This is a genomic window from Streptococcus oralis (assembly GCF_001579175.1).
Classification (GTDB): Bacteria; Bacillota; Bacilli; order Lactobacillales; family Streptococcaceae; genus Streptococcus; species Streptococcus oralis_O.
Genome location: NZ_KQ970761.1, coordinates 1 through 25,503 on the forward strand (window position 1 = coordinate 1; position 25,503 = coordinate 25,503).

The window sequence follows — 25,503 nt, forward strand, 5'->3', positions numbered from 1 at the left end:
GAGTACTCCTTCTTGAATACTCTCTTGGCCCCAGATAATTTCTGTCTTTTCTCCATAGATTTCACTTGTTTTTGCTGTATTTGTATTGACTGCAACCGTCACAACCTCTGGAAAATCCTTGACGAGGTCTTTGACTAGTTGACTTAAATTAAGCTGGCGATTTGTGACAATGATAATCTGGACTTGTCCAGTTTTTCTCGCTCGACGTACCATGATGGTGCGAACACCTAGCGTTTTTCTCTCATCGGTGATGGGGATTTGATGGTAAGTAAGAAGTTCAGCTAAGCGATTTGCAATCGTCTGGGTTTCCTTATCTTGCACCAAGCAGTCTTTCAACTCGACAAGGTAATGAGAATTTTGCGCATACAAACCCGCCTTGACCTGATTGTTGAATTTTCGAGTCTGAAATTGCAACTTAGCACGGTAGTACTTTGGTTCCTGCATTCCGATAGTTGGACGGATTTCATAGTTTTCATATCCTGCAGGAGCAAATTTTTTCAAGGCTTGGTGGAGCAAATCCGTTTTAAACTCTAATTGTTTATCATAGTGGAGATGCATAATTTGACATCCTCCACATTCGTTATAAATGGTACAGGCTGGTACTACTCTGAATTTGGACTTTTTATTAACTTTGAGTAATTTTGCTTCTACAAAGTTACGTTTAATAGAAGTAATCTGACAATAGATGTCTTCTCCCTTGAGGGCGCCTGGCACAAAAACGAGGGTTTTCTGGTAGAAACCGATTCCCTCACCATTAATGCCCATACGCTTAATTTTTAATGGAATTTTTTGTTTGACTTTTAGATTCATAAGTCTATTATACCACGTAGTTTCTCAATGGTTAAGAATATGTTACAATAAAACCATGAATACAAAGACATCTCATTTTTCCCCATTGGATTTTCCTGAGCAATTACGAACTTATATAGAGGGAGCAACCCTTTCTGACAGCTCTTCTCATTCAGGCGCAACGGTTCTCTATCTTGATTCAGGTTACTATTTGAAAATTGATCATAAGAGAAGATTAGAGCGAGAAGCTGCCATTGCAAGGTGGTTTGAAACTAAAGGACTGGGAACTCCAGTTATCGACTACTTATCTACAGATAAAGACTACCTTTTAACAAAAGAAGCGCCTGGCAAAGATGCCCTTGCCTTTCTGGATCAGCCAGAAACAATCTGCCGAACCATGGCACATGCCCTTAAAAAACTTCACAACTTACACCCACACATTTTTCCATCAGAAAATCATTTACAAACCTATAAAGATAGAGCTTTGAAAAACTATAAAAAAGGCGAGTTCTATGCCAAGGCCCTCCTACCCCAATTTCAGATTAATAGTCGCGAAGAGGCCTTCCAACTCATCCAAGAACAAGGACACCTTTTAAAGACTGATGCCTTTATTCACGGTGATGCCTGTCTACCAAACTTTATTCTAAAAGATGCTAGCCGTTTCTCTTGCTTTATTGATCTAGGTTTGGCTGATTTTAGTGATCGTCATATCGATCTCTTTTGGGCAGTTTGGTCTCTAAACTATAACCTAGATAACCCTAAATACGCTGAACTGTTTCTTGACTATTACGGCAGAGAAGAGGTCGATACAAACAAACTTCGACTCGTTGCTGCCTTTGAATCATTTGGATAAAAGGTAAACCATGAAAATCACAAAACTTGAAAAGAAAAAACGCCTCTACCTGATGGAGCTAGATCATCAGCAAACCTCGTATATCACTGAAGATACCATTGTCCGTTTTATACTGTCACGAGATAAGGTCATTAGCAAAGAGGAACTGACCGAGATTCAGGATTTTTCCCAGTTTTCTTATGGTAAAAATCTTGCTCTCTACCATCTATCCTTCAAGGCCCGTACTGAAAAAGAAGTCAGAGACTATTTAGTTAAATATGAGATTGATGAAAAAACCATCCCACAAGTCATTCAAGCCCTCAAGGAGGAAAATTGGATTAATGACCATCAGTATGCTTATTCCATCATAAATGCCAATCAACTTTCTGGAGATAAAGGACCCTATTTACTAACTCAAAAACTAACTCAAAAAGGAGTTGCTAAATCAACTATTGAAGGTGTTCTAAAGGATTTTGACTATACAGAAGTTGCTCAACGTGTAGCTGAGAAACTGCTTAAAAAATACACTGGAAAACTCCCTGCTCGTGCATTGCAGGATAAGATTATCCAAAACTTGACAAACAAGGGCTTCTCCTATGCTGATGCTAAAAGTGCTTTTGATGACTTGGACAGCCAAGTCGACCAAGAAACGACTCAGGAACTCATTTTTAAAGAGCTAGACAAACAATATGCTAAGTATGCTAGAAAGTATGAAGGATACGAACTTAAACAACGTTTAACCCAAGTTTTAGCTCGAAAAGGCTATGATTTTTCGGATATAGCGAGCGCTCTCAGAGAATATCTTTAATATTTTCGTGTAAAATTCAAAAAAATTAGACCGATTTATGATATAATAGTAAACGATAAACTTATAAATTGTAGAAAGTTGGTTAGTTATGAAACTTCCAAAAGAAGGCGACTTTATTACAATTCAAAGTTATAAGCATGATGGGAGTCTTCACCGTACTTGGCGGGACACCATGGTACTAAAAACAACAGAGAACGCTATTATTGGCGTCAACGACCACACACTTGTTACCGAAAGTGACGGTCGTCGTTGGGTGACTCGAGAACCGGCTATTGTTTACTTTCACAAAAAATATTGGTTTAATATCATTGCTATGATTCGCGATAATGGGATTTCCTACTATTGCAATATGGCCAGCCCCTACTATCTAGATGAGGAAGCCCTGAAATACATTGATTACGATTTGGATGTCAAGGTCTTCACTGATGGTGAAAAGCGTCTCTTGGACGTTGAAGAGTATGAGCGCCATAAACGCAAGATGAAGTATTCTGATGATTTAGACTATATTTTGAAAGAGCATGTTAAAATCCTTGTTGATTGGATCAACAATGGACGCGGTCCTTTCTCAGAGGCCTATGTCAACATTTGGTACAAACGCTACATAGAACTAAAGAATCGGTAAAGTTGTCAAACCGGGGTGAGAGCCCTGGTTTTTTATTTGAAAAACCCAGCCTGGAAGCTGGGTTAATTGCTATATATCTAATTTAGTGACAGTAAACTTGATATGAGAATAGTCTTTTTCAACATCCTTATCCAGCAAAAAAGCTGTAGCATCCTTCTTAACCTGAACAAGATCAATGTTCTGAGCTTGAGCTGCATAGACGCATCCACAATAACATTGACGATAGATATCATACTCCTCACACATCTCTACCGAACGCTTGTAGCCTTGATTTTTCTTGAAATCACTTGGAAGATAGTGGGTGGTATAAATCTTTTGCACATCGATTCCGATGCTGTTGATGGTTTGAGAATTCTTATGAGGACTGATGGTCAAAGCTGAACCAAAGTAGTCAAAGCCCAAGTCCATAGCCACTTGCGCTGTTTTGTCCAAACGGTAATCAAAGCAAACCTTGCAACGGTCGCCACCTTCGGGTTCTTCTTCCAGTCCTCTGACTAACTTCCGGTATTCATTTGGTTCGTAGGGAGCTTCTAGATACTGAACCGTATTACCTGTTCGCTCATTGAAATCACTGACAAATTTTTTTGTAACGTAAGCCCGCTTGTGGTATTCTGCCTTGGGATGGATATTGGAATTGGCGAAATATATGGTCACATCAGCGTACTTGGTCAGATACTCTAGGGTGTAGGTACTACAAGGAGCACAGCAAACATGCATGAGAATAGTTGGCCGTTCCTCATTCTTTTCCCAAACCTGAACCATTTTCTGCATAACACGGTCATAATTAATCTTCTGATTGGGATTCATCTTGCTCAGAATTTCTTCTACATCAATCATGTTCTTCTCCTTTTACTATTAGTTATTTTACCATATATCACCAACCAGCTCAAATCTATTTTATAAAAAGGAAGCGATAAAAGGAGGGATGCTCATACCCTCCTTTTGTGTTTCTTATGAATTGTTTAGTATAAACAGCTTACATCATTCCGCCCATCATGCTTGGATCCATGGCTGGAGCAGGTGCTACTGGTTCAGGTTTATTGGCTACGACTGCTTCTGTAGTCAAGATCAAGCTAGCTACAGATGCTGCATTTTGAAGGGCAGAACGGCTAACCTTAACTGGGTCGATGATTCCTTCTTCAATCATATTAACCCACTCACCAGTTGCTGCGTTGAAACCTGTACCAAGCTCAGCATTCTTCAAGCGATCGATAACGATAGACCCTTCAAATCCTGCATTGTGGGCAATTTGACGAACAGGTTCTTCCAAGGCACGGAGAACAATATTGCGTCCTGTTGCTTCATCACCTGTCAATTCCAAATCAGCAACGGCTGGAATGACATTGGCAAGAGCAGTTCCACCACCAGCAACGATTCCTTCTTCAACAGCTGCACGAGTAGCGTTAAGGGCATCTTCGATACGAAGTTTCATTTCCTTCAACTCAGTTTCAGTTGCTGCACCGACCTTGATGACTGCGACACCACCTGACAATTTAGCCAAGCGTTCTTGGAGTTTTTCACGGTCGAATTCAGAAGTTGTGGTTTCGATTTGTGACTTGATAACAGCAACACGGTGGGAAATGGCTTCAGGATTACCAGCACCTTCTACGATAATCGTGCTGTCTTTGTCCACAGTCACTCTAGCAGCTTGACCAAGCGCCTCAATCGTCGCGTCTTTCAACTCAAGACCAAGGTCTTCTGTGATGACAGTTCCACCTGTCAAGATAGCGATATCTTCCAGCATGGCTTTACGACGGTCACCAAAGCCAGGTGCCTTAACTGCTACCACGTTGAAGGTTCCACGAATCTTGTTCAAAACAAGGGTTGGAAGAGCTTCGCCATCTACATCATCTGCAATAATCAAGAGCGGACGATTGCTTTGGAGAATGCTTTCTAGGAGTGGCAAGATTTCTTGGATATTGGAAATCTTCTTGTCTGTAATCAAGATGTATGGATTTTCAAGGTCAGCCACCATCTTTTCGCTATCTGTCACCATGTACTGTGAAAGGTAACCGCGATCAAACTGCATTCCTTCTACGACTTCAAGTTCTGTTTCCATCCCACGTGACTCTTCAATGGTGATAACACCGTCTTTACCAACTTTTTCCATGGCTTCAGAGATGTATTCGCCGACTTTTTCAGAACGAGAAGATACAGAGGCAACCTGAGCGATGGCTTCTTTATTGGCAACAGGGATGGCATTGTTTTTCAAGGCTTCTACTGCAGCAGCAACTGCTACTTCAATTCCACGACGAATACCGATTGGATTGGCACCAGCAGTAACGTTTTTGATTCCTTCGCGGACGATAGCTTGAGTCAAGACAGTTGCAGTTGTCGTTCCGTCACCTGCGATATCATTGGTTTTTGAAGCGACTTCTGATACCAACTTGGCACCCATATTTTCAAAATGGTCTTCCAACTCGATTTCTTTGGCAATAGTCACCCCGTCGTTGGTGATGAGCGGTGAACCGAATGATTTTTCCAACACAACGTTACGACCTTTAGGTCCCAAAGTTACTTTAACAGTATCTGCTAGAATATCAACGCCACGAACCATAGCTGAACGAGCGTCTGATGAAAATTTAATGTCTTTTGCCATACTTACTTTCTCCTATTATTCTTCAACGATTGCTAAGATACTAGCTTCACCCACGATGAGGTATTTTTCATCCCCATCTTTAACATCAATACCCGCATGAGCTTCAATTAAAACATGATCTCCAGCTTTTACACTTGGAGCGACTAACTCACCGCTCAAGGTACGAACACCTTGTCCTGTAGCTATAACTTGGGCTGTTTTGGTTTTTTCTTGGGCTGAGCCTGCGAGGACAAAACCTCCAACAGTTTGTTCTTTTTCTTCGACTTTCAAGACCACACGGTCTCCTAATGGTTTCAACATTTGCTTTCCTCCATGATGAAATACATATTATTAGCACTCTTTATATCTGAGTGCTAAATCATAGTTCTATTGTATCACTTGGTCAGAAATAGTCAAGAAAAAAGTCTGACTTTGGCAAGATAAAAAGCCTGAGACCAACTCAGACTTTTCAATGCTTAAAATGGCAATTCCTCCTCTTCCAAAACCAAGTCTGCCAAATCCTGTCCGGCATTATTTTCACGCATGGCACGTTGGGCGCGGCTTTCCAAAAGTTGGAATCCTGTGGCAAGAACTTCAGTCACATAATTTGTCTTACCATTTTTCTCAAAGCGACGGGTACGTAACTCCCCATCAACCGAAATGAGACTGCCTTTGGTTGCGTAGCTTGCCAAAGTTTCAGCCAATTTCCCCCAAAGAACAAGATTGACAAAGTCGGCTTCGCGTTCTCCATTTTGGTCTTTGTAACGACGATTCACAGCAATAGTTGCGCGCGCCACTGACTTGTCATTGTTGGTTTTGTGCAATTCTGGTGTAGACGTCAAGCGCCCAATCATGATAACTTTATTATACATTTTTCATCCTCCTACTTATCTATTCGCAGGAAATCAAAAAAAGTTACAGAAATTTGTAACTTTTCGAGGAAGTTTTTTACTTTTTATGAACCATAAATCCAGTCGCTTGTTGATTGGCCATAATAGTCATGTCTGTAATCTGCACACGACGGGGTTGACTGGTCACAAAGACAACTGTTTCTGCGATGTCTTGTGCCTGCAAGGCTTCGATTCCCTGATAAACGGACGCAGCTCGCTCTTTGTCACCATGAAAACGTACTGTAGAAAAATCTGTTTCGACAATCCCCGGTTGAATAGTTGTCACCTTGATGTCCGTTGCGATCGTATCAATTCGAAGCCCATCTGAAAAAGTCTTAACTGCTGCCTTGGTGGCTGAATAAACTGCTGCACCCGCATAGGCATAGATTCCTGCAGTTGACCCCATGTTGATGATATGTCCTTGATTGGCTTTTGCCATTGCTGGCAAGAAAGAGCGAGTGACTGCCATCAAACCTTTGACATTGGTATCTAGCATGGTCAACATATCCAACTCTTCATAGTCTTGATAGGGAGCCAAGCCAAGAGCCAGTCCGGCGTTATTGATCAAGATATCAATCTGCCCTATCGTTTCTAGAATATCGGAACAAACAGTCTTTACCATGGTCATATCCGTCACATCCAGAGGAAAAGTCCAAACTGTTTGATTTGGAAAAGTTGCTGCAAACTCCGACTTGAGAGCTTCTAGTCTGTCTGTCCGTCGCCCTGTTAGGACGACATTCTCACCCTGATCCAGATAAGCACGCGCAATCGCTTCACCGATTCCTGAAGTCGCTCCTGTAATCACAACATTTTTTACCATCTTATTTCTTTCTATCTGGTCTATCAGATACTGACAACTTCTTAGGCAGTCCAGTGCTTAGCTGGGTCGAATGGAGTTCCAACAACTTGGTCTTCTGACAATTCAATAGCCCCACGTTTTTGCGGAGCATTTGGCAAGGCAAGTTCACGAGGGCTACACATCATGCCAAAACTCTTTTCACCACGAAGCTCGCCTGGAAAAATGAGATTGCCTTTTGGCATCATAGCTCCCGGAAGAGCTACAATAGTTTTCAAACCGACACGCGCATTAGGAGCCCCTGCAACGATTTGCACTGTCTTGTCACTTGCGACTGCAACTTGGCAGATATTGAGGTGGTCACTATCTGGATGAGCTGCCATGTCGACAATTTCACCGACAACAAACTTAGGTTCTTTATCATTGACAATTTCTTCCACAAAGCCTTCCGCATGCAATTCTTGGTTCAAACGTTCTACTTGCTCATCTGTCAAAAAGACTTGACCTCGCTCTGCAATTTCAAACAAACTTGAAACTTCGAAAATATTCCAAGCCACTGTTTCCCCAGTTTCTTTGAGGAACACACGGACTACCTTGCCTTTACGCTCCACGTCCAGTTTGGAATCTCCGCTGTTTTTCACGATGACCATAAGGACATCGCCAACATGTTCTTTGTTATATGTAAAAATCATTGTTTCCTTTTTCTCCTATTTCAGTCCTGCTAAAAAGTCATTAATTTGTTCCTTGCTTTTACGGTCGCGATTGACAAATCGGCCGATTTCCTTGTCCTTTTCTAGCACAACAAGGCTAGGAATCCCGTAAACATCCCAAAGTTTGGCCAGATCCAGATACTGGTCTCGGTCCACTCGAATAAAGGTGTACTCTGGATTAGTCTCCTCAATCTCTGGCAAGGATGGATAGATATAACGACAATCGCCACACCAGTCTGCCACAAAAAGAAAGACTTTCTTGCCATCTTTTTCTACTAAAGATGCCAATTCTTCTAAACTTGCTGGTTGTATCATAAGACTTCCTCCTCATAGACTAGGTCTTCATTTTCATAGACAAAAGTATAGTGACGACCATCCTCGAAAATGACTCCTCCGACGAGTCGCTCTAGACTACTTTCGTAAACTTGAACATAGAGAGTCGCAATCTCACCCATATCTGAGAAAAGTTCGCGCACGATAGCGGTCAACTCTTCTTGAGTCTTCATGAGTTTGTGGTTATCTGCTGCTTTTTTGGCACCCAAAGCGAGGGCACTTAGACCAGCCACAGTCAAGCCAGTCATCCATAATTTCTTAGCTTTCATACCATTCATTGTAACACAAAAAGGGGTTTAGGACAAATGAGGAAACACGTATCAGGGCAAGTAAAAAGTCCCTTCCCTTAGTAAGAGGAAAAGGACTTCTCAATTCTTATTGCCAAGCACCTGAACTGCCAACATAATAGCCATCAGGTGTGTAGGTATTACGAAGCATTTTACCAGATGAGTCTAAATAGTACCACTTGCCTTGGACTTGAATCCATTCGTTACTCGCCATAGCTCCTGAGCCTTTAACATAGTACCAAGTATCACCATAGTAGAGCCAGTCATCTCTCAACAGTGCACCTGAATCAGTCAAGTAATACCAAGCATCCCTGTCATAAACCCAAGTACTCTTTTTCATCTTCCCTGAGTCTGCCAAATAATACCATTTACCTTGGACATAAACCCATTCTTGGCTGGCCATAGCGCCTGAGCCTTTGAAGTAATACCAATCGTCACCGTAACGGAACCACTCTTGACTTAACATGGCACCTGAAGAGTTGACAAAATACCACTTACCTTGATCATAAATCCACTCTTGACTAGCCATAGCTCCGGATCCCTTGAAATAGTACCAAATATCTTCTCTGCACATCCAACCGTCATGTTCCATACCGCCAGCACCATCCATGAAATACCAATTTCCTTGGTAGTATACCCAATCGTTAGAAATCAGTTCCCCTTGTTTTTGATAATACCAGATTGAGTCTGATTTGAACCAGCCTTCAGTTTCAAAAATTGGATAAAAACGAAGCAAACTAGTTCCGCTGTATGGTCGAGTTATTTCTCCGGGTTTCTCAAGCTTCACACTATCATATTGACTTCCTCTCCATGCTACGACCTTCTTACCCTTGGAAGTATCAGGCAAGGTTGCTGTATAAGTCTTTGTTTTATAATCCCACTTGGTATCTAAATAAGTGTACTGGTCTTTTTCCTCCTCAAGGCGATAATAACTACTCTTTCCTCCGTGATAAATATCGTCCATTACTTTGGTAGACCAAGTCTTGACTTCATCTCCACTCTTGGCCTCCACCTTGATATCTCCACGATAGCCATAAGGAACGTAGAAATTCAAGTAACGTCCTTCCTCACCGACCATGGATTTTTCCTTTTCTTCACCTAGGAAATTTATCGTTTGATCCTGACCGTTTAGACTGACCGTCCATTCGATTTTTTCAGTTTTTGGCAAATCTAAGACCTGAATATCTACTTCATGACCATTATTAAAGCGAGCTACCTTGCCATTTTCATAGATAATACCACCCTTAATAGGCCAAACCTCTTTCAGTTCAAACGCTTGACCCGCTTGAGGTAAAGCCAGCAAAGCTAAACCTGCAACTGATAAAACTAATAAGGTCAACTTTTTTACTTTATGTCTCATGTCACAATCCTCCTGACTGACATTAAAATATAAGAAAGGCAACTTGCCATTTGAAACCCATTACATGCTCTGAACTACTGTATGACCTTCTTCAAACGTGACAATTATCTTTTCAAACTCTGCATTGGGCATACACTCTATCAAATCCTGCTTTATGCGTTCCAAAGCTTCTAAACGCATTTCTACCGAGGTATTGTCATTACCTTGGATGATGAAGATAGCATTTTTCGTGTCCTCATCAAATTTGTAGTGTTCACTATCGCGAACATCTAGCCAAGCTAGGACACCATTTTCGTCACGATAGACATAATCCGTCTTGGATACATGTTTTTCAGTTGATAAGATTGGCAGGAAAACATCCTCTTTTTGGCTGACAGAAAACTCTATCTGCTCCCCAATCTTATCTAAGTCATGCCCACCAATCGCCAGCAAAGAATGGAGGGCCTCCACATTGTAGATATCAATGATGCTATTGATGTGAGGGAGGGAACCACGATGCTGGATATTACGAATAAGGGCGACAACCGTTGGCGGATTCTTCTTGACGCTACGCCCGACTCGCTGGAGCAATTTGGTATAGCCTTGAACAACAGAAGATTCTTGAATTTCCTCCACATCACACTCTAACGCCCATCGCTCCATTTCCTTTTTCTTTTTTAGGAAGGAGGAGGACAAATCAGCTTGGGGATTAACATTTTTTGCTATACCAATCACAACGCCCTTAATCCCTAGGTCACACAGACTCTTATCTAAATGAAACTTCATAGGCAGATCTCCTCCCTTAATAAATGTATGTTAACCCACTTCTATTATACTCCTTCTCAGAGGTTCTTTCAAATAAATCACCAAAGGAGTAAGAAAAAAGGAGATCCAGCGATCTCCTTTTAAAGGCATTTTACTCTTCTTCACTCGTTTCAGCGTCATCGTCTGAAAACTCGTCGTCTTCTTCGTTGAGATCCACGTCTTCACCCAAGTCATCAGGGGCGATTTCGTTGATTTCCGCATCATAAGCTTCCACTTCATTTTTCTCATCATCAGGATTTTCATCATCGTATGAAAGAGCTGGATCTGCTTCGTATGCATCTTCGTCTTCTGGATCATCTGCATTGTAGTCAATAGCATCTGAATCGCCATCCATAAAGGCATTGACACGTTTTTTCTTAGCTTTTGGTGCTACTTCATCGTCGTCATTTTCTTCAAGAGCGATGATTTCTTCGTCGATTTCGTCTACACCATACCATGAACGAAGACCCCATTTGTTGTCTCCAAGTGAGATGAAGCTACCGTCAAAGTTCAATTCTGTGTAGAACAAAGGCAAGGCTTCGCGGATATCGCTGTTTGATGTTCCAAGGTAGTTTTGAATTTCGTTTACAAGATCGCTAAAATGCATCTCATGATCGCGACCACGAAGTTCCAAGATAGCACGCGCTACCTCAATCATAGATAGTTCACTTTTTTCTTGCCCAGCAAATACTTCTAATTCCAAAGCGTTTCTCCTCATTTTTACTACTATCGCCAGAGCAGACAGACTCTGACCTCATTTTATCATGTACTCTTTATTGTACGATAATTTTGCGGAATAGTCAAAGGTTAAAATAGATTTATCTATGATTTATTAAGTAAAAATCAATTGATTTTATCACATGGTAAATTAAAAAATATTTGTTACAATATTACTTGGAGGTAGCTTATGTCAAAAAAAATAATAAATGTTGTTGCAGCAGCACTTACCGTGTTGTCAAACTACTATTATGAATCCAATACAAAATAGATTTGAATCAAAATGAATGACCAGTATTAACGATATTTTACTTTTAAAATATGATATACTATATTTAACAAAATATTAAACACAGGAGTCCGATATGTCTGAAGAATTTACACTTAACTACCATGCTGCAACGATTCAACATCTAGGTATTGGATTATATAAACAGTTACCACAGGCAATTGCCGAACTCATCAGCAATTCTTGGGATGCTGATAGCCATAATGTTAAAATTCATATTAATTATCGAGAAAAAATAATAACCGTATCAGACGACGGCAATGGTATGTCAGCACAAGAGCTGAATGAAAATTTTTTGACCATTGCTAGAAATAGACGATTGACAGATAAAATAAATGATAAAAAAAATGAAACCGGACTATCGAAAAACGGCAGAAAAGTTACAGGAAAAAAAGGACTTGGAAAACTAGCTTTATTTGGTATTGCTAATACAATTATTATTGATAGCATTCAAAATAAGAAACTAAACTCTTTTGAATTGAATTATAATGACATACAGGGCTCATCAAATAATACCTATCATCCAAAAACAATCCATTATAATGTTCAAACCGACGAACCAAATGGTACAAAAATAACCATTAAAGACATTACTTTAAAAAATCTGACTAAAATCGATACATTATATGATAGCCTTTCTAAAAGATTTAACAAGTATTCCCGTACAGATTTTTTAGTAACTTTAGCAAGCGATGACGGTACTATTAAGGAATTAGATGAAGAGGTATTTATCAATAGTATACGACCTAAGAAAGACGAAATTGAGTTTACTTTTTCTTTTCCAGATGATTTTGAAACTCTTACAAATAAACAATCTCAAATAGTCATTCATAACCTTAAAGAGTATCATATAAACGGGATTATTTGCACCAAGAAAACACCTTTACAGGCCAATCAACGTGGGTTTTCAGTACTGTCTAGAGGAAAGCTAGCGAGTGAACAATCTGTTACACAATTTCAAGATAGAGCAAATGATAATTTCTATAGTTATGCAGCCGGTTACTTTAATATTGATTTTCTTGATGATGATAATAAAAAAGATTTTATTTCAACAGATAGACAATCTATTAGATGGGAAGCTGATGACGAATTAATAGAAATCAAAGAAAATCTTAACAAACTAATAGGAATTATTCAAAGAGAATGGAAAAAGCGACGTTCCGAAGCAAAAGAGAAAAAAGCACAAGAAAATATTCAAAAAACTCCTTCTTTAGCAGAAACCACATTATCAACCGAAGACAAAGAAAGCATCAATAAAATTAGCAAAGCATTAGAAAATGATGATGTTGATGTCCCAGAAAAAACAAAACAAAATATTTTAGATTCTGCAATAAAATCAACTACCTCATATAAAAAGGATCACAGTGTGTATAAAGAACTAGTCCCAGCTAATTTTAGAGTTCCACAAAATATTGGTACTAAAATCCGAAGGCTAAGAGAGGAGATGATAGAAGCAGCAGAAGATAAAGATATTAATCGATTCATTCTAACCCAAGGCCTACTACTACGTGCAATGATTGAAAGTACAACAACTGTATTATTGAAACGCTACTGGGAGGAAGCAAGTAATGATGACTTAATCAGAATAAATAACACTCCAAAAAATCTGACTGCTGAAAATCAAGTTGATCCTCTCTCATTTAAGGTTAAGTATGAAACTATGATTCGACTGCTTTCTAGAAAAGGGAAAATAGCCCCAAATAGAGTTCAAAGCCTAATTGACGAATTTTCAAGTATAAAAGCAACGGAGCATTTAAACACATTAATGCATGATGCTCATAATTTCCCTCAATTTGATACCTTAAAAACAATCTGGAATGCTGTAGCTCCTCAACTTCTTGCTGCGTTCGATCTTTTGTAACTAAAAAATCAACATATGTTCAATTTCTAAATAATGATGAACATATGTTGATTTTTATTTAAATTCCAATGTTAAAATCGCATCAGCCATCTTTTTACTAAAAATTGGAGGAACTGCATTACCAATTTGTGTAAAAGCACTGGTTCTAGAATCTAAAAAATAGTAATTATCCGGAAATCCCTGTAATCTAGCTGCCTCTCTCACAGTAATTGATCTATTTTGTTTTGTATCTGGATGAATATAATGATGACCATCTTTTGAAATATGTGCAACTACTGTATGTGATGGAGAATTCCATGAAAGAGCTTTGAATCTGTCCAAAAATTTATCCGTATGTTTATGGGTTTTTAGCTTTGAGTCAAGTTCACTGTATTTAATATTTTTACCATTTTTCTTAGCTTCTGCTACAATTTTATAAATTGCTAAGTCGTTGCTATTATTTGGTCTTGCAATATTTTGAGTTAATGGCGTTTTAGAATCCTGTAAAAAATTTTGTTCAACATAATCATTTGATAAATTTGTATAAGAATTGTTTACTTCTCCCGCCTTTAAACTAGGTAATCCCTGAAAAGCTGTTTTAACATCCACCTCATTTTCTTCATATTTTTTAAGATTTTTAAAGAATTCCTGAATAAGTTCTTTTTTCCTGTTCATCACTCCAAAGATAATAAGTCTTTCTCTTGATTGTGGAACACCATAGTTTTTAGTATTTAAAACTTCATAACCTAAAGAATAGCCGGCCTCTTCAAATTCTTTTTTCATTCTAGGCAATAAAAACTCATCATCAGCATCTCTAAAACTCAATAATCCTTTTACATTTTCAAAAATAAAAAATTGGGGTTGATACTTGTTTAAAAAATGTATATAAAATTTATATAAATAAATTCTTTCATCTGAAGACTTTTTACTAGCATTTCTAGCTCTTCCAATGGTTGAATAAGCTTGGCATGGAGGACCTCCTATAATTCCATCAACGTTTTCCCCTAAATTATCAAAAAAACTAAAAATACTGTGAATATTTTCTTGACTAATTTCAAAGTTAAGAATTTTATTCAATTTTTCTTGAGGTACATGTTTCAACAAATCCTCTATACTAGTCTTACTATTTAAAAAGTCATTATAAAGTCCTAATTTATTTTTTTCCTTTAAATAATAATATACTTCCCTAAGTTTTAAAGTTTCACAAGCTGCTTTTTCTTTCTCTACGTGTCCCAATATTTTATATTGCTGATTTCTGAATCCCTCAGTTAATCCACCTGCACCGCTAAATAAATCTATTATATTAATCATGATTAAGCCTTTTAAAAAATAAAAATATATTACATAAAATACACACTGTTATCTATTATACCAAAAACCTCAGCAAATTGCCGAGGTTTATAGTTTATTTCACGAGTTTCTTCATCTCATCAATACGTGCAACAGTCGCGTCGTACTTGGCTTGGTAGTCGGCTTGTTTGTCGCGTTTTTTTTGGACGACTTCTGGTTTGGCATTGGCTACGAAGCGTTCGTTAGAGAGCTTCTTACCGACCATGTCCAGTTCTTTTTGCCATTTAGCGAGTTCCTTGTCGAGGCGAGCTAGTTCTTCTTCGACATTGAGGAGGTCTGCGAGTGGCAGGTAAATTTCTGCTCCAGTGATAACACTTGACATTGCGAGTTCAGGTGTAGGGATGATTGAAGCGATTTCCAGGTGTTCTGGATTTGTGAAGCGTTTGATGTAGTTGACATTGCTGTTAAAGAAGGCTTCCAAGTCGCTATCGCTAGTCTTAACAAGAATCGTGATAGGCTTGCTTGGTGCTACGTTTACTTCCGCACGCGCATTCCGAACGGCACGAATCAAGTCTTTGAGGCTTTCGACACCTGTGTGGGCCGCAAGGTCTTCAAAGGCTGGGTTAACAGTTGGGTATTCTGCTGTAACGATAGAGCCTTCTGAGATTTGTCCAAAGATTTCCTCTGTCACGAATGGCATGATTGGGTGAAGGAGACGAAGGATCTTGTCCAAAGTGTAAAGGAGAACAGAACGTGTGATGACTTTCTCTTCTTCGTTATCGCTATAAAGGACTTCCTTGGTCAACTCAACGTACCAGTCCGCAAACTCATCCCAGATGAAGTTGTAAAGGATGTGTCCAGCTACACCAAACTCAAACTTGTCAAAGTTGGCAGTTGCTTTTCCGATGGTTTCATTGAGGTTGTGGAGAATCCAGCGGTCTGTGACATTTCCAGCTTTCTTGTTAACCACTTTTTCCACATTGGCAGTTGCTTGCTCAAGGGTCAAACCTTCATTGTTCATGAGGATGTAGCGAGAGATGTTCCAGATCTTGTTAATGAAGTTCCAAGCAGCGTCCATTTTCTCGTAAGAGAAGCGGACGTCTTGTCCTGGCGCAGAACCGTTTGACAGGAACCAACGAAGGGCATCGGCACCGTATTTCTCGATGACATCCATTGGGTCAATCCCGTTTCCGAGAGATTTAGACATCTTGCGTCCTTGCTCGTCACGGATGAGACCGTGGATAAGCACGTTTTGGAATGGCTGACGACCAGTAAATTCCAAGGATTGGAAGATCATACGAGATACCCAGAAGAAGATGATATCGTAACCTGTTACCAAGGTTGAAGTTGGGAAGTAGCGTTTGAAGTCTTCTGAGTCCACATCAGGCCAGCCCATAGTTGAGAATGGCCAGAGGGCAGAACTGAACCAAGTATCCAAAACGTCTTCGTCCTGAGTCCATCCGTCACCTTCTGGAGCTTCTTCGCCGACGTACATTTCTCCCTCAGCATTGTACCAAGCAGGGATTTGGTGTCCCCACCAGAGCTGACGTGAGATAACCCAGTCGTGAACATTTTCCATCCATTGGAGGAAGGTGTCATTGAAGCGTGGAGGATAAAATTCAACCTTGTCCTCTGTGTCTTGGTTGGCAATGGCGTTTTTCGCCAATTGGTCCATCTTAACGAACCATTGCGTAGACAAGCGTGGTTCAACCACGACACCTGTACGCTCTGAGTGACCAACACTGTGGACACGTTTTTCGATTTTAACAAGGGCACCGATTTCTTCCAATTTAGCAACGACTGCCTTACGGGCTTCAAAACGGTCCATACCTGCAAATTCGAAGGCCAAGTCGTTCATAGTTCCGTCGTCGTTCATAACGTTGACTTGTGGCAAGTTGTGGCGTTGACCAACCAAAAAGTCGTTTGGATCGTGGGCAGGCGTGATTTTCACGACACCAGTACCAAACTCAGGATCTGCGTGTTCATCCCCAACGATTGGGATGAGTTTATTAGCGATTGGAAGGATAACATTTTTACCGATCAAGTCCTTGTAACGTGGGTCTTCTGGATTGACCGCAACCGCAACGTCCCCAAACATGGTCTCAGGACGAGTGGTCGCCACTTCAAGGGCGCGTGAGCCGTCTTCTAGCATGTAGTTCATGTGGTAGAAAGCACCTTCTACGTCCTTGTGGATCACTTCGATATCAGAAAGGGCTGTGCGAGCAGCTGGGTCCCAGTTGATGATAAACTCACCGCGGTAGATCCAGCCTTTCTTGTAAAGGTCCACAAAGACCTTGCGGACAGCTTTTGACAAGCCTTCGTCAAGGGTGAAACGCTCGCGGGAGTAGTCTACAGAGAGACCCATCTTGCCCCATTGTTCCTTAATGGTAGTGGCATATTCGTCTTTCCATTCCCAGACTTTCTCTAGGAATTTTTCACGACCGAGATCGTAACGACTAATGCCCTCACCACGCAAGCGCTCCTCAACCTTAGCCTGAGTCGCAATCCCAGCGTGGTCCATCCCTGGAAGCCAGAGTGTGTCGAAACCTTGCATCCGTTTTTGACGGATGATGATATCCTGCAAAGTCGTATCCCAAGCGTGACCAAGGTGGAGTTTCCCAGTTACGTTTGGTGGTGGAATAACGATTGAATAAGGCTTAGCCTTTTGATCGCCTGAAGGCTTGAAAACATCGGCATCAAGCCATTTTTGGTAGCGACCAGCCTCAACCTCAGCTGGATTGTATTTAGGTGAAAGTTCTGTCATTTTAGTTCTCCTTTAATTATTAGATGAATATATTGCAGCTGTGCCTAGCGATCCAATTATTAAAAATGAGGTCAAAATCGGATCCCAAAAAACAAGCCAAAAAACAATAATGTATAATATATAAACAATTATTCCTATATATTTTTTCTGTTTAAAAGAATATAACACTAATCCCAATAAAATAAAAATCCAAATTACTCCCAAAAATAAATGAGGATAATAGCCATCTAATTGAATTATTTTAAAAGCTCTTGAAATTGTATTTAGACTGTCATCATTTGTTATTTTTTTTACCAAATCGCTACTTTTAAATAACCAAGTCCAAATAATCATTCCTACTTCGAATGCCAAAAGAAAAATAAATAGCCAGAGGTTTGACACATTTTCCTCAAAATCATTTCTATTCATAAAGAACACCTCATTTCTTTGAAATAAATAATCCTAATATAAATGCTATGATTGTCCATATTAAGGTTAGTTTTGCTGGTTCGACAGTAGTATTCGTATCTATTAGCCAGCCATACATCCGTTTATACAAATATAATAATAGCTCAATCACAATATAAATAATATTAAAACTTAGATAAAATAATATTAAAGACAACCAAATACTTATATCTACTTTAAATTGTCCTATATTTTTAAAATAAAAAATTATATAGACTGCAAATACTACTAGAATCATAGATAAACTAATTATAGAAACTTTGAATCTCTTTTTTATCCTAGGAAGTTTTAAAAGAGTCACAATTAGTAGTATAGGTGAACCCAGCATAAGACTCAATTCTACACTGTTAAATGGTAAGTTCGATAGTAAAGCAACTATCTCTTTTAAATTTAATTTCCTCAGCAATATAGACAATTCTATACTTAATCCTCCCGCTAACGAAAGACTGAACAATAAAGTCAGAATACTATTTCTAAGCGCATCTAAAAAATCTACAAGAACGTTAAATATAATACTAAACCTATTCCTAATCATTTTTCCTCCCACTCACTCCTCAGCAAGCCATATATGAGACCGTCACAGCGATTGCCTTGGGCATCTTTGCGGTCTCTTATGCGAGCTTCAAGGGTAAAGCCAAGTTTCTCTGCGACTCGTTGACTTTGAAGGTTATAGCCAAAGCAGGTCAGTTCAATCTTGTGAAGCCCCAAATCCTTAAAACCTAGGTCAATCAAGGCACGCGCCGCTTCTGGCACATAACCACGTCCCCAATAGTCTGGGTGCAAGGTATAGCCAAGTTCTAGCACATCGTCTTCGTGGCGATGATTGAAATCAACAGAGCCGATTATTGTATCAGTCCCTTTGACCACAATGCCGTATCCTGCTGGGAGATTTTCCTTTTGATTCCGCTCAGGAAGAATATGCTCCAGATAATAAATCTCATCTTCCAAGGTATTGACGGGGTGAAATGCTGCTGGATAAGCGACCTCTGGGAGACTAGCGTAGGCATGGATATCCTCGGCATCAGCCACTGTTCGGACTCGCAAGACCAGACGCTCGGTCTCTATTCGTTCTGGTAATGTTGCTCTTGTCATCCTTCTACCTCGCTTTCTACAAAAAAATCGCCCCTGCCATCTACATGACAGGGACGAATGTGTTTATCCGCGGTACCACCCAATTTCGGGCCAAGCCCGCATCTTTGTTTATTTCAATTTTTCATCCATCAGCAACCAGTTTTGACACATTTGTGGACCTCTCAGCACCGCCACTTTCTGTAAAATGTGGGATTCAAAACACCTCTAATGGCTCTATTGTAGCAAGTTTTTCTCGGAAATGCAAGGTTCAAGAAAGATTACTTGAAGCTGATTCCGTGTTCTTTTAATTTCTTAATTGTAGCTGGTCCGATTCCTTTCAAGGTAAGGAGTTCTTTTTCAGTCCAGTTTTTGAAGTCAGCAGCCGACTTGATGCCTTCATCATAGAAAGTCTTAGCACGATCTACTGAAAGGCCACCCAAAGTAGCTGCGAAATCTTCTACTGAATTGGCTACTTTTTGAGCTTGCTCTTTAGTCGCTTCTACTGCTTGTTCCACTTTTTTAGAGACAACTTTTCCTGCTTCGCTAGCAGATTTTTCTGCATGTTTCACAACTTTTTTTGTTTCTTCTACAACCTTGGTCACTGTAGTTGAAAATGCACCTGAACGGCGAAGGCTGTTTCTTAATTGTTTTTTACGTTGGAGTTTCTTTGACATGATAAAATCCTTTCAATAAAAAATCCCTGCTCTGACAAGGATTTAATAATGATATTTTATCAAGATTTCGGCGAAAAATCAAGATAGGATATTCATTTTAATAGTTTCGCTCACCAAACAAGCCCTCTGGCAAATCATGGAATCCCTTGCCTGCCTTGAAATTTTCAAACTTACCAAGCAAGAACTGATAAGCATCCAAGCGGCTTTCGTAGCGAATCATGGCATCTTTGGCACGCTCGTCTTGGTCTTCCTCGTAGACCTTTTGACTTTCCTTGTGCGCCATATCGTTGATCATAATCTGGGTATTGACCCAGGCCTCAAATTCCTTCATAAATTCTTGTTCGTAACTCATTGCTTCTCCTTATTCTAATCCACGGAAATAGTCCGTATCAATCTCACGGTAGGGCTGAATATCCTGAACATACTCCAGCACACCTTGAAATTCCCCGTTCTCATCGTGTACCGCAGCATAGGTGATGTGGACAAACTTGCCTCGCGACTCCGACTTGAACCACATCTCATACTTGTCCTTGGTTCCCTCACGAAGTCCCTTCATGATGGTCTTGACCTTGTCTAGGTACTTAGGCGGATGACAGAGTTCAACATTGCGCCCGACTTGGGACGGCGTCCGTTTGAAAATCATCTCATCAGCTGGCGCATTGTCATTGTAATACTGGAAAATATCGTCTTTATTGACAAAGGTAATCTCCATGGGGAGGTGATTGAGGATGAGGTTGGCCTGCTCGACGGAGAGATAACCATTGCCAAAAGCCTGTTGACTATGACGGTCCAGCACTGCTTCCTTTTCCTTAGGGGTAAATGTAATGGTAAACTGACCTTCAGGCGTATCGATAACTTGCTGAACTTGACCTTCTGCCGTGTCTAGTTGTACGGGCTCCTCTGAGCTATTTTCCTCAACGAAACTCTGACGTTCTGGCATCCATTTCTCAGACGGACGGATGATGGCATAACCATAAGCATCACTCTCCTCCGCAATCTGAAGCCAATCATCCTGGGTGAAAGACTCAAGGAGAATCATGAGGAGGATGGACTCTTCCTTGAAAATCATACTTTCAAACTCTGTCGCAAAAGCTTCAAAATCTTCTTTTACTGTGCTAATTGGAACTTTTGGTAGTGCTTTGGCTGTCGCTAGAGCTGTCTGAAAGAGTTCTCTGATCTGGTCATCCACTCCCAACATAACTTTTGGAGGGGAATCGTGTCCATAGCGCTCCATGATGGGAAAGAAGAGCTCTTCCTTACGCTGGTAGTGGATATCAAATTGGCCCAACAGCCCCATTTGACGAACCAAACCCTTACGCATCTCCGCCAGCATTTCCTCATCTTCCATAGACTCATAGGTATCTAACAACCTCCGAATGCGAATCAAGGCAGCACGGAGGGCCAGATTTTCATCCTTGAAGACGCGAACTGGGTGGCCAGGGTGTTCGGTATCCTCCACTTCGACGCCCTTAACAGCGTTTTTAAAAAGATTGGCATGGACATCGCAGAGCTCCATGACATCTTCAAAGGTGACACCTGAGTCTGAGTTCATCAGCTCATGCTCCATGAGGGAAATCTCGATAGCTGAGACACCCGTAAAGGTCGCATCAAAACGCTCCTGAACTGACTCAGGAGAGGCGCCATTGTGCAATTCTAACAAAATATCCCGTAGGATATGAATCCGTTCATCTGCCATTAGTCTAATCCAATCACTTCGTAGCCATTCGCTTCCAGTGTGCGAACAATCTTGTCCATAGGAGTTCCTTCGAGCTTAGAACCCTGCTTGAGCGACACTTTGCGACCGACTGTATTGCGCATCAAGGGATTAGCAAGTGGTCTAAAACCGAGCTCCACTAAAATATCCAAAACTTCTGGATGCTTGTCTACCACTTCCGCAACGGGTATTGACACATCGATGATATTATCCATGACGACCTCCATGTATGTTTTAAAATGATTTTACTGCTTATATTATACCATATGGGAAGAGATTAAAAAACTAGCAGCGGAGTTCCTGCTAGTTTCTTTCATTTCAAGTTATTCCTTATCATCTGGTTTTGCGAGCCATTGAGCCGTATCCATTAACTTATCTACAAGAAATAACTTTCCTAGACCAACAACAAGATTGTCATCTTTTTTCATTGTTTTCATCACTTTTAAACCCTGCATCGTAAAAAAGTAATTCCCGTAAGTCTTGGCTAGAATTTTAATGAAGCCCATATTACTCTCCTTCGATGATTTCGACTTCTTTTCGGATAATATCAACGTCTTTTTGATATTGAACTTCATTGTAGTTGACTAGTTTGGACAATTCCTGTTGCAATCTTTCTCCCATCGGCTTCATGGTCCCAAAGGTTAAGCCACCTGAAATGACTCCGCCTAGGATAGGAATCACTTTCCCCATTCCTTTGGCTAAGCCTCCTTTTGTCAGATTAACACCAAAAATTTTCAAAATTTTCTCTAAAATAGGATACCAGAGCGTCTTTGTCAAAGCTTTCTTGTTCACTACTTTTATGACTTGCTTGGCTACTGTCACACCGCCTGATCGAAGTAGGGCACCTGCACCATTTACTCCCAGCATCACACCGAGATACAGTAGGAGTGTGTTTTTAGCTTCCTCGCTTAACTCATTGCGCGATGCCCATAAATCATCAAATCCGTAAATATACCCTAGTTCCTGAGCTAGTTTTAATGAGAAAGCGTAAAATTGGGCTACATCTGTCGGAATGGTGATTGCCATGGCTATGCCTCCAGGTAGACCTGCCAAAACCGAAGTTCCACTGGCCAGCAAGACATTGTCCTTAATACAGGCCTTTGCCACTCGGTCCAAACTTTCCTGAGGTAACAAAGAAGTCGGCCCTTGTTCTAATAAGGTTGCAATATCCTTACGGTCTAGTTCCTTTGAAAACTTTTCTACTAAAAATTTCTCTCGATTAACTTTGACTACGGGAAGTTTTACCACTTGTTGCAATACTTGCATAGCTATATCTTGTTTAGCCATATGTCTCTCCGTTTTTCATTTATATCAAGCTTTATCATATCATACTATTTGAAATTTACAAATTTTTTAAACCGATTTTTATTAGATAGATACATCGTCAAATAGCAATTATCCTACTCTGGCAACAAAAAAGAGGGTTGCCCCCCTTTCTTAGTTCTTATCCAGATTGCGTAGCATCTCGTCAATCTTATTTCCATATTCGATGGACTCGTCTTTGACGAAGGTTAAATCTGGAATTTTGTACAATTTTAAATTGCGACCAAGTTCACGTTTGATGGTACCAGTTGCTTTCTCAAGCCCGATTTGAGCTTTTTGGTTATCCGAAGCAAGGTTACTCAAAATAGTGTAGTAAACCTTGGCAACAGACAAGTCACCTAGCATCTGAACATCTGTGATGGTCACACCTTGGACACGCGGATCACGGACTTTCTTTTGCAAAATCTCATTGACTTCACGCTTGATTTCCATGCCCACACGATCCATACGGAAATGATTTGCCATGATATTCCTTTCTCTACTTTGGACCAAAAGCTAGGCCAGCAGACCTAGCTATTTTAAATTTATTGATTTTCAGCTCAAATTGAAACGAAGTTCAATTTGTCCACTTCTTTCGCTGTGGTGAAAGTGATGGGACTAATTTATCAGTCCCATCACAGGGGATTTTTGAGACTCTAGGCTCAAAAATAAGCAATGAAACCATCGGTTTGCTTGCGTCCCTCACCACCTAAGAAAGGAGCAAAAATCTTAACGTTTGATTTCTTCCATGACATAGGCCTCAATCACATCATCCATCTTGATATCATTGTAGCCCTCAATCATCAATCCACCTTCACGACCGTTTGTAACTTCTTTCACGTCGTCTTTGTAGTGTTTCAAGCTTGCGAGTTCACCGTCATAGATAACAACACCGTCACGGATTACACGAACTTTAGAGTCACGGGTAACCTTACCGTTGATAACCATAAATCCACCGATAGTTCCCACTTTAGACACCTTAAAGGTTTCACGGATAAGAGCTTCACCGATGATTTTTTCTTCAAATTCAGGATCCAACATCCCTTTCATGGCTTCTTCCATCTCTTCGATAACCTTGTAGATAATGCTGTGGAGACGGATTTCGACATCGTCAGCATCTGCTTGTTGACGAGCTTGTGGTGTAGGACGTACGTTGAAACCAACGATAAAGGCATTTGAAGCTTCCGCAAGAGTCACGTCAGATTCATTGATGGCACCGACCGCTGAGTGAACGATGGTAACTTTTACACCTTCTACGTCAATCTTTTGAAGTGAGGCAGAAAGGGCTTCAACCGAACCTTGTACGTCGGCCTTGATGATAACGTTGACTGACTTGAGCTCACCAGCTTTGAGTGTATCGAAGAGGTTTTCAAGGCTGACACGTTGGGTAGCTTGACGTTGTTTCATAAGGGCACGTTTGGCACGTTCTTCACCGGCTGCACGCGCAGATTTTTCATCTTCGTAAACGGCAAAGTGGTCACCCGCCATTGGTGCTTCGTTCAAACCTGTGATAGAAACCGGTGTTGATGGACCTGCAACCTTAACACGACGACCAAGGTCATTGGTCATGGCACGTACACGACCGAAGGTATTTCCGACAACGATAGGGTCTTGCACATTCAGAGTACCTTGTTGCACAAGAAGGGTTGCGACCGCACCTTTCCCTTTATCCAAACGAGCTTCAATAACCGTACCGATAGCACGCACTGTTGGGTCTGCCTTGAGTTCTTGAATTTCAGCCACAAGAAGGACTGTTTCCAAGAGTTCATCGATGTTTTGGTTGAACTTAGCTGAGATTTCGACAAATTCAGAATCTCCACCCCAAGCTGTTGACATAACACCATGCTCTGCCAATTCACCGATAACGCGTTCTGGGTTGGCACCTGGTTTATCAATCTTGTTGATGGCTACAATGATTGGAACGTTGGCTGCTTTTGAGTGGTTGATGGCTTCGATAGTCTGAGGCATAACCCCGTCGTCTGCCGCTACAACCAAGATGGTAATATCGGTAACAGATGCACCACGCGCACGCATCGATGTAAAGGCCGCGTGTCCTGGTGTATCAAGGAAGGTAATCTTCTTGCCGTTTTCAACGATTTGGTAGGCACCGATATGCTGAGTAATCCCACCTGCTTCTCCTGTTGCAACACGAGAGTTACGAAGGGTATCTAGAAGGGTTGTTTTACCATGGTCAACGTGCCCCATGATGGTCACAACTGGTGGACGCTCAACCAATTCATCTTCATTGAGATAACCATCTTCAACGAAGAAACGTTCGATGTCCGCATTGTCCACTTCAACCTTTTGTTTGGCTTCAATACCATAATCTACCAATAGGAGTTCAATGGTGTCACCATCCAAAGATTGGTTTTGTGTGGCCATAACACCCATCATAAAGAGTTTCTTAACGATTTCAGCTGGTTCACGTTTGATACGTTTTGCGATTTCCGCAACAGTCATACCATCTGTATATTCAAATTCTGTTGGCAATTCGTGGAACTTACGCTCTGTAACAGGTTTTGGAGTCTGGTTACGGTTGTTTTGCTTGTTCCCTTTTTATTTTTCTTGTTGTTATTCCAGTTACTATTTCTTTGTTTCTCACTTGAT

At 40.6% G+C, this 25,503-nt stretch carries 28 protein-coding genes and 1 pseudogene; 4 read left to right on the forward strand and 25 right to left on the reverse strand.

The features are described 5' to 3' along the window. A partial coding sequence (gene rlmD, locus SORDD24_RS08400; RefSeq protein ID WP_081103571.1) for a 23S rRNA (uracil(1939)-C(5))-methyltransferase RlmD occupies nt 1-810 on the reverse strand: 810 nt, incomplete at its 3' end. Between the two features lie 55 nt (nt 811-865). On the opposite strand from rlmD, the gene SORDD24_RS08405 reads away from it, so the two are divergent. The 3 genes from SORDD24_RS08405 to SORDD24_RS08415 all read left to right on the forward strand — a co-directional run bounded on the left by SORDD24_RS08405 (nt 866) and on the right by SORDD24_RS08415 (nt 3,051). Then, nucleotides 866-1,642 (forward strand): aminoglycoside 3'-phosphotransferase, encoded by a 777-nt coding sequence (locus SORDD24_RS08405; RefSeq protein ID WP_061409562.1) that lies wholly within the window; start codon nt 866-868, stop codon nt 1,640-1,642. A 10-nt stretch (nt 1,643-1,652) separates the two neighbouring features. Further along, entirely contained in the window at nt 1,653-2,429 is a 777-nt protein-coding gene (recX, locus tag SORDD24_RS08410) for a recombination regulator RecX (RefSeq protein WP_061409564.1), read from the forward strand. Nucleotides 2,430-2,517: 88 nt separating this feature from the next. Next, complete coding sequence (locus SORDD24_RS08415; RefSeq protein WP_000775318.1) at nt 2,518-3,051, forward strand: nucleoside tri-diphosphate phosphatase; 534 nt, start codon at nt 2,518-2,520, stop codon at nt 3,049-3,051. 69 nt (nt 3,052-3,120) lie between these two features. Here the strand turns inward: SORDD24_RS08415 and SORDD24_RS08420 are convergent, their stop codons facing one another. From SORDD24_RS08420 to rpoE, 11 genes are all read right to left on the reverse strand, one after another. After that, nucleotides 3,121-3,888 (reverse strand): epoxyqueuosine reductase QueH, encoded by a 768-nt coding sequence (locus SORDD24_RS08420; RefSeq protein ID WP_007522745.1) that lies wholly within the window; start codon nt 3,886-3,888, stop codon nt 3,121-3,123. 139 nt (nt 3,889-4,027) lie between these two features. After that, nucleotides 4,028-5,650, reverse strand: coding sequence for a chaperonin GroEL (groL, locus tag SORDD24_RS08425; protein WP_061409566.1), 1,623 nt, complete (start codon nt 5,648-5,650; stop codon nt 4,028-4,030). A gap of 15 nt (nt 5,651-5,665) precedes the next feature. After that, a complete protein-coding gene (groES, locus tag SORDD24_RS08430; protein ID WP_061409568.1) occupies nt 5,666-5,950 on the reverse strand; it encodes a co-chaperone GroES in 285 nt (94 codons plus the stop codon). Between the two features lie 155 nt (nt 5,951-6,105). After that, entirely contained in the window at nt 6,106-6,501 is a 396-nt protein-coding gene (locus tag SORDD24_RS08435; RefSeq protein ID WP_061409570.1) for a single-stranded DNA-binding protein, read from the reverse strand. A gap of 76 nt (nt 6,502-6,577) precedes the next feature. Then, nucleotides 6,578-7,339, reverse strand: coding sequence for an SDR family NAD(P)-dependent oxidoreductase (locus SORDD24_RS08440; protein WP_061409572.1), 762 nt, complete (start codon nt 7,337-7,339; stop codon nt 6,578-6,580). A 41-nt stretch (nt 7,340-7,380) separates the two neighbouring features. Beyond that, nucleotides 7,381-8,007, reverse strand: a complete 627-nt coding sequence (gene ytpR, locus SORDD24_RS08445; RefSeq protein WP_061409573.1) for a YtpR family tRNA-binding protein — start codon at nt 8,005-8,007, stop codon at nt 7,381-7,383. Nucleotides 8,008-8,022: 15 nt separating this feature from the next. Next, nucleotides 8,023-8,340 (reverse strand): thioredoxin family protein, encoded by a 318-nt coding sequence (locus SORDD24_RS08450; RefSeq protein ID WP_061409575.1) that lies wholly within the window; start codon nt 8,338-8,340, stop codon nt 8,023-8,025. Continuing rightward, complete coding sequence (locus tag SORDD24_RS08455) at nt 8,337-8,636, reverse strand: DUF4651 domain-containing protein (protein ID WP_002875970.1); 300 nt, start codon at nt 8,634-8,636, stop codon at nt 8,337-8,339. The genes SORDD24_RS08450 and SORDD24_RS08455 overlap by 4 nt, the downstream gene beginning before the upstream one ends. 97 nt (nt 8,637-8,733) lie before the next feature. After that, a complete protein-coding gene (locus SORDD24_RS08460) occupies nt 8,734-10,005 on the reverse strand; it encodes an N-acetylmuramoyl-L-alanine amidase family protein (RefSeq protein WP_061409577.1) in 1,272 nt (423 codons plus the stop codon). A gap of 60 nt (nt 10,006-10,065) precedes the next feature. Continuing rightward, entirely contained in the window at nt 10,066-10,770 is a 705-nt protein-coding gene (locus tag SORDD24_RS08465) for a B3/B4 domain-containing protein (RefSeq protein ID WP_061409579.1), read from the reverse strand. Nucleotides 10,771-10,900: 130 nt separating this feature from the next. Next, entirely contained in the window at nt 10,901-11,491 is a 591-nt protein-coding gene (gene rpoE, locus SORDD24_RS08470; protein WP_000418407.1) for a DNA-directed RNA polymerase subunit delta, read from the reverse strand. Between the two features lie 379 nt (nt 11,492-11,870). On the opposite strand from rpoE, the gene SORDD24_RS08475 reads away from it, so the two are divergent. Then, nucleotides 11,871-13,655 carry an ATP-binding protein gene (locus SORDD24_RS08475; RefSeq protein WP_061409581.1) on the forward strand — a complete coding sequence of 595 codons (1,785 nt, stop codon included), beginning with the start codon at nt 11,871-11,873 and terminating at the stop codon, nt 13,653-13,655. Between the two features lie 54 nt (nt 13,656-13,709). Here the strand turns inward: SORDD24_RS08475 and SORDD24_RS08480 are convergent, their stop codons facing one another. From SORDD24_RS08480 to infB, 13 genes and pseudogenes are all read right to left on the reverse strand, one after another. Next, a complete protein-coding gene (locus tag SORDD24_RS08480; protein ID WP_061409583.1) occupies nt 13,710-14,945 on the reverse strand; it encodes a DNA cytosine methyltransferase in 1,236 nt (411 codons plus the stop codon). A gap of 94 nt (nt 14,946-15,039) precedes the next feature. Beyond that, a complete protein-coding gene (locus tag SORDD24_RS08485; RefSeq protein ID WP_061409585.1) occupies nt 15,040-17,688 on the reverse strand; it encodes a valine--tRNA ligase in 2,649 nt (882 codons plus the stop codon). A 12-nt stretch (nt 17,689-17,700) separates the two neighbouring features. After that, nucleotides 17,701-18,096: a hypothetical protein gene (locus SORDD24_RS08490; RefSeq protein ID WP_061409587.1), complete on the reverse strand. Its 396-nt coding sequence runs from the start codon at nt 18,094-18,096 to the stop codon at nt 17,701-17,703. A gap of 10 nt (nt 18,097-18,106) precedes the next feature. Beyond that, on the reverse strand, nt 18,107-18,670 hold the full coding sequence (locus SORDD24_RS08495; protein WP_061409589.1) for a hypothetical protein: 564 nt from the start codon (nt 18,668-18,670) through the stop codon (nt 18,107-18,109). Next, the gene (locus SORDD24_RS08500) at nt 18,667-19,227 is read right to left on the reverse strand and encodes a GNAT family N-acetyltransferase (protein WP_061409591.1); all 561 of its coding nucleotides are present in this window, start codon (nt 19,225-19,227) and stop codon (nt 18,667-18,669) included. Before SORDD24_RS08500 ends, SORDD24_RS08495 begins: the two co-directional genes overlap by 4 nt. Before the next feature lie 257 nt (nt 19,228-19,484). Next, entirely contained in the window at nt 19,485-19,880 is a 396-nt protein-coding gene (locus SORDD24_RS08505; protein ID WP_061409593.1) for a helix-hairpin-helix domain-containing protein, read from the reverse strand. Between the two features lie 97 nt (nt 19,881-19,977). Beyond that, nucleotides 19,978-20,232: a DUF1912 family protein gene (locus SORDD24_RS08510; RefSeq protein WP_000119707.1), complete on the reverse strand. Its 255-nt coding sequence runs from the start codon at nt 20,230-20,232 to the stop codon at nt 19,978-19,980. Between the two features lie 9 nt (nt 20,233-20,241). Beyond that, complete coding sequence (locus tag SORDD24_RS08515) at nt 20,242-21,576, reverse strand: DUF438 domain-containing protein (RefSeq protein ID WP_061409595.1); 1,335 nt, start codon at nt 21,574-21,576, stop codon at nt 20,242-20,244. Next, nucleotides 21,576-21,809, reverse strand: a complete 234-nt coding sequence (locus SORDD24_RS08520; RefSeq protein ID WP_061409597.1) for a DUF1858 domain-containing protein — start codon at nt 21,807-21,809, stop codon at nt 21,576-21,578. The genes SORDD24_RS08515 and SORDD24_RS08520 overlap by 1 nt, the downstream gene beginning before the upstream one ends. Nucleotides 21,810-21,917: 108 nt before the next feature. Continuing rightward, entirely contained in the window at nt 21,918-22,100 is a 183-nt protein-coding gene (locus SORDD24_RS08525; protein ID WP_061409599.1) for a hypothetical protein, read from the reverse strand. A gap of 1 nt (nt 22,101) precedes the next feature. Beyond that, nucleotides 22,102-22,881 (reverse strand): hypothetical protein, encoded by a 780-nt coding sequence (locus tag SORDD24_RS08530; RefSeq protein ID WP_061409601.1) that lies wholly within the window; start codon nt 22,879-22,881, stop codon nt 22,102-22,104. 150 nt (nt 22,882-23,031) lie between these two features. Next, the gene (rbfA, locus tag SORDD24_RS08535) at nt 23,032-23,382 is read right to left on the reverse strand and encodes a 30S ribosome-binding factor RbfA (RefSeq protein ID WP_020903129.1); all 351 of its coding nucleotides are present in this window, start codon (nt 23,380-23,382) and stop codon (nt 23,032-23,034) included. A 243-nt stretch (nt 23,383-23,625) separates the two neighbouring features. Beyond that, nucleotides 23,626-25,503 (reverse strand): annotated as a pseudogene (gene infB, locus SORDD24_RS08540) (translation initiation factor IF-2); the annotation flags it as partial.

Coding starts and splice junctions, on each gene's coding strand:
- SORDD24_RS08405 (WP_061409562.1), top strand. CDS start 866: ATGAATACAAAGACATCTCATTTTTCCCCATTGGATTTTCCTGAGCAA.
- recX (WP_061409564.1), top strand. CDS start 1,653: ATGAAAATCACAAAACTTGAAAAGAAAAAACGCCTCTACCTGATGGAG.
- SORDD24_RS08415 (WP_000775318.1), top strand. CDS start 2,518: ATGAAACTTCCAAAAGAAGGCGACTTTATTACAATTCAAAGTTATAAG.
- SORDD24_RS08420 (WP_007522745.1), bottom strand. CDS start 3,888: ATGATTGATGTAGAAGAAATTCTGAGCAAGATGAATCCCAATCAGAAG.
- groL (WP_061409566.1), bottom strand. CDS start 5,650: ATGGCAAAAGACATTAAATTTTCATCAGACGCTCGTTCAGCTATGGTT.
- groES (WP_061409568.1), bottom strand. CDS start 5,950: ATGTTGAAACCATTAGGAGACCGTGTGGTCTTGAAAGTCGAAGAAAAA.
- SORDD24_RS08435 (WP_061409570.1), bottom strand. CDS start 6,501: ATGTATAATAAAGTTATCATGATTGGGCGCTTGACGTCTACACCAGAA.
- SORDD24_RS08440 (WP_061409572.1), bottom strand. CDS start 7,339: ATGGTAAAAAATGTTGTGATTACAGGAGCGACTTCAGGAATCGGTGAA.
- ytpR (WP_061409573.1), bottom strand. CDS start 8,007: ATGATTTTTACATATAACAAAGAACATGTTGGCGATGTCCTTATGGTC.
- SORDD24_RS08450 (WP_061409575.1), bottom strand. CDS start 8,340: ATGATACAACCAGCAAGTTTAGAAGAATTGGCATCTTTAGTAGAAAAA.
- SORDD24_RS08455 (WP_002875970.1), bottom strand. CDS start 8,636: ATGAATGGTATGAAAGCTAAGAAATTATGGATGACTGGCTTGACTGTG.
- SORDD24_RS08460 (WP_061409577.1), bottom strand. CDS start 10,005: ATGAGACATAAAGTAAAAAAGTTGACCTTATTAGTTTTATCAGTTGCA.
- SORDD24_RS08465 (WP_061409579.1), bottom strand. CDS start 10,770: ATGAAGTTTCATTTAGATAAGAGTCTGTGTGACCTAGGGATTAAGGGC.
- SORDD24_RS08475 (WP_061409581.1), top strand. CDS start 11,871: ATGTCTGAAGAATTTACACTTAACTACCATGCTGCAACGATTCAACAT.
- SORDD24_RS08480 (WP_061409583.1), bottom strand. CDS start 14,945: ATGATTAATATAATAGATTTATTTAGCGGTGCAGGTGGATTAACTGAG.
- SORDD24_RS08485 (WP_061409585.1), bottom strand. CDS start 17,688: ATGACAGAACTTTCACCTAAATACAATCCAGCTGAGGTTGAGGCTGGT.
- SORDD24_RS08490 (WP_061409587.1), bottom strand. CDS start 18,096: ATGAATAGAAATGATTTTGAGGAAAATGTGTCAAACCTCTGGCTATTT.
- SORDD24_RS08495 (WP_061409589.1), bottom strand. CDS start 18,670: ATGATTAGGAATAGGTTTAGTATTATATTTAACGTTCTTGTAGATTTT.
- SORDD24_RS08500 (WP_061409591.1), bottom strand. CDS start 19,227: ATGACAAGAGCAACATTACCAGAACGAATAGAGACCGAGCGTCTGGTC.
- SORDD24_RS08505 (WP_061409593.1), bottom strand. CDS start 19,880: ATGTCAAAGAAACTCCAACGTAAAAAACAATTAAGAAACAGCCTTCGC.
- SORDD24_RS08510 (WP_000119707.1), bottom strand. CDS start 20,232: ATGAGTTACGAACAAGAATTTATGAAGGAATTTGAGGCCTGGGTCAAT.
- SORDD24_RS08515 (WP_061409595.1), bottom strand. CDS start 21,576: ATGGCAGATGAACGGATTCATATCCTACGGGATATTTTGTTAGAATTG.
- SORDD24_RS08520 (WP_061409597.1), bottom strand. CDS start 21,809: ATGGATAATATCATCGATGTGTCAATACCCGTTGCGGAAGTGGTAGAC.
- SORDD24_RS08525 (WP_061409599.1), bottom strand. CDS start 22,100: ATGGGCTTCATTAAAATTCTAGCCAAGACTTACGGGAATTACTTTTTT.
- SORDD24_RS08530 (WP_061409601.1), bottom strand. CDS start 22,881: ATGGCTAAACAAGATATAGCTATGCAAGTATTGCAACAAGTGGTAAAA.
- rbfA (WP_020903129.1), bottom strand. CDS start 23,382: ATGGCAAATCATTTCCGTATGGATCGTGTGGGCATGGAAATCAAGCGT.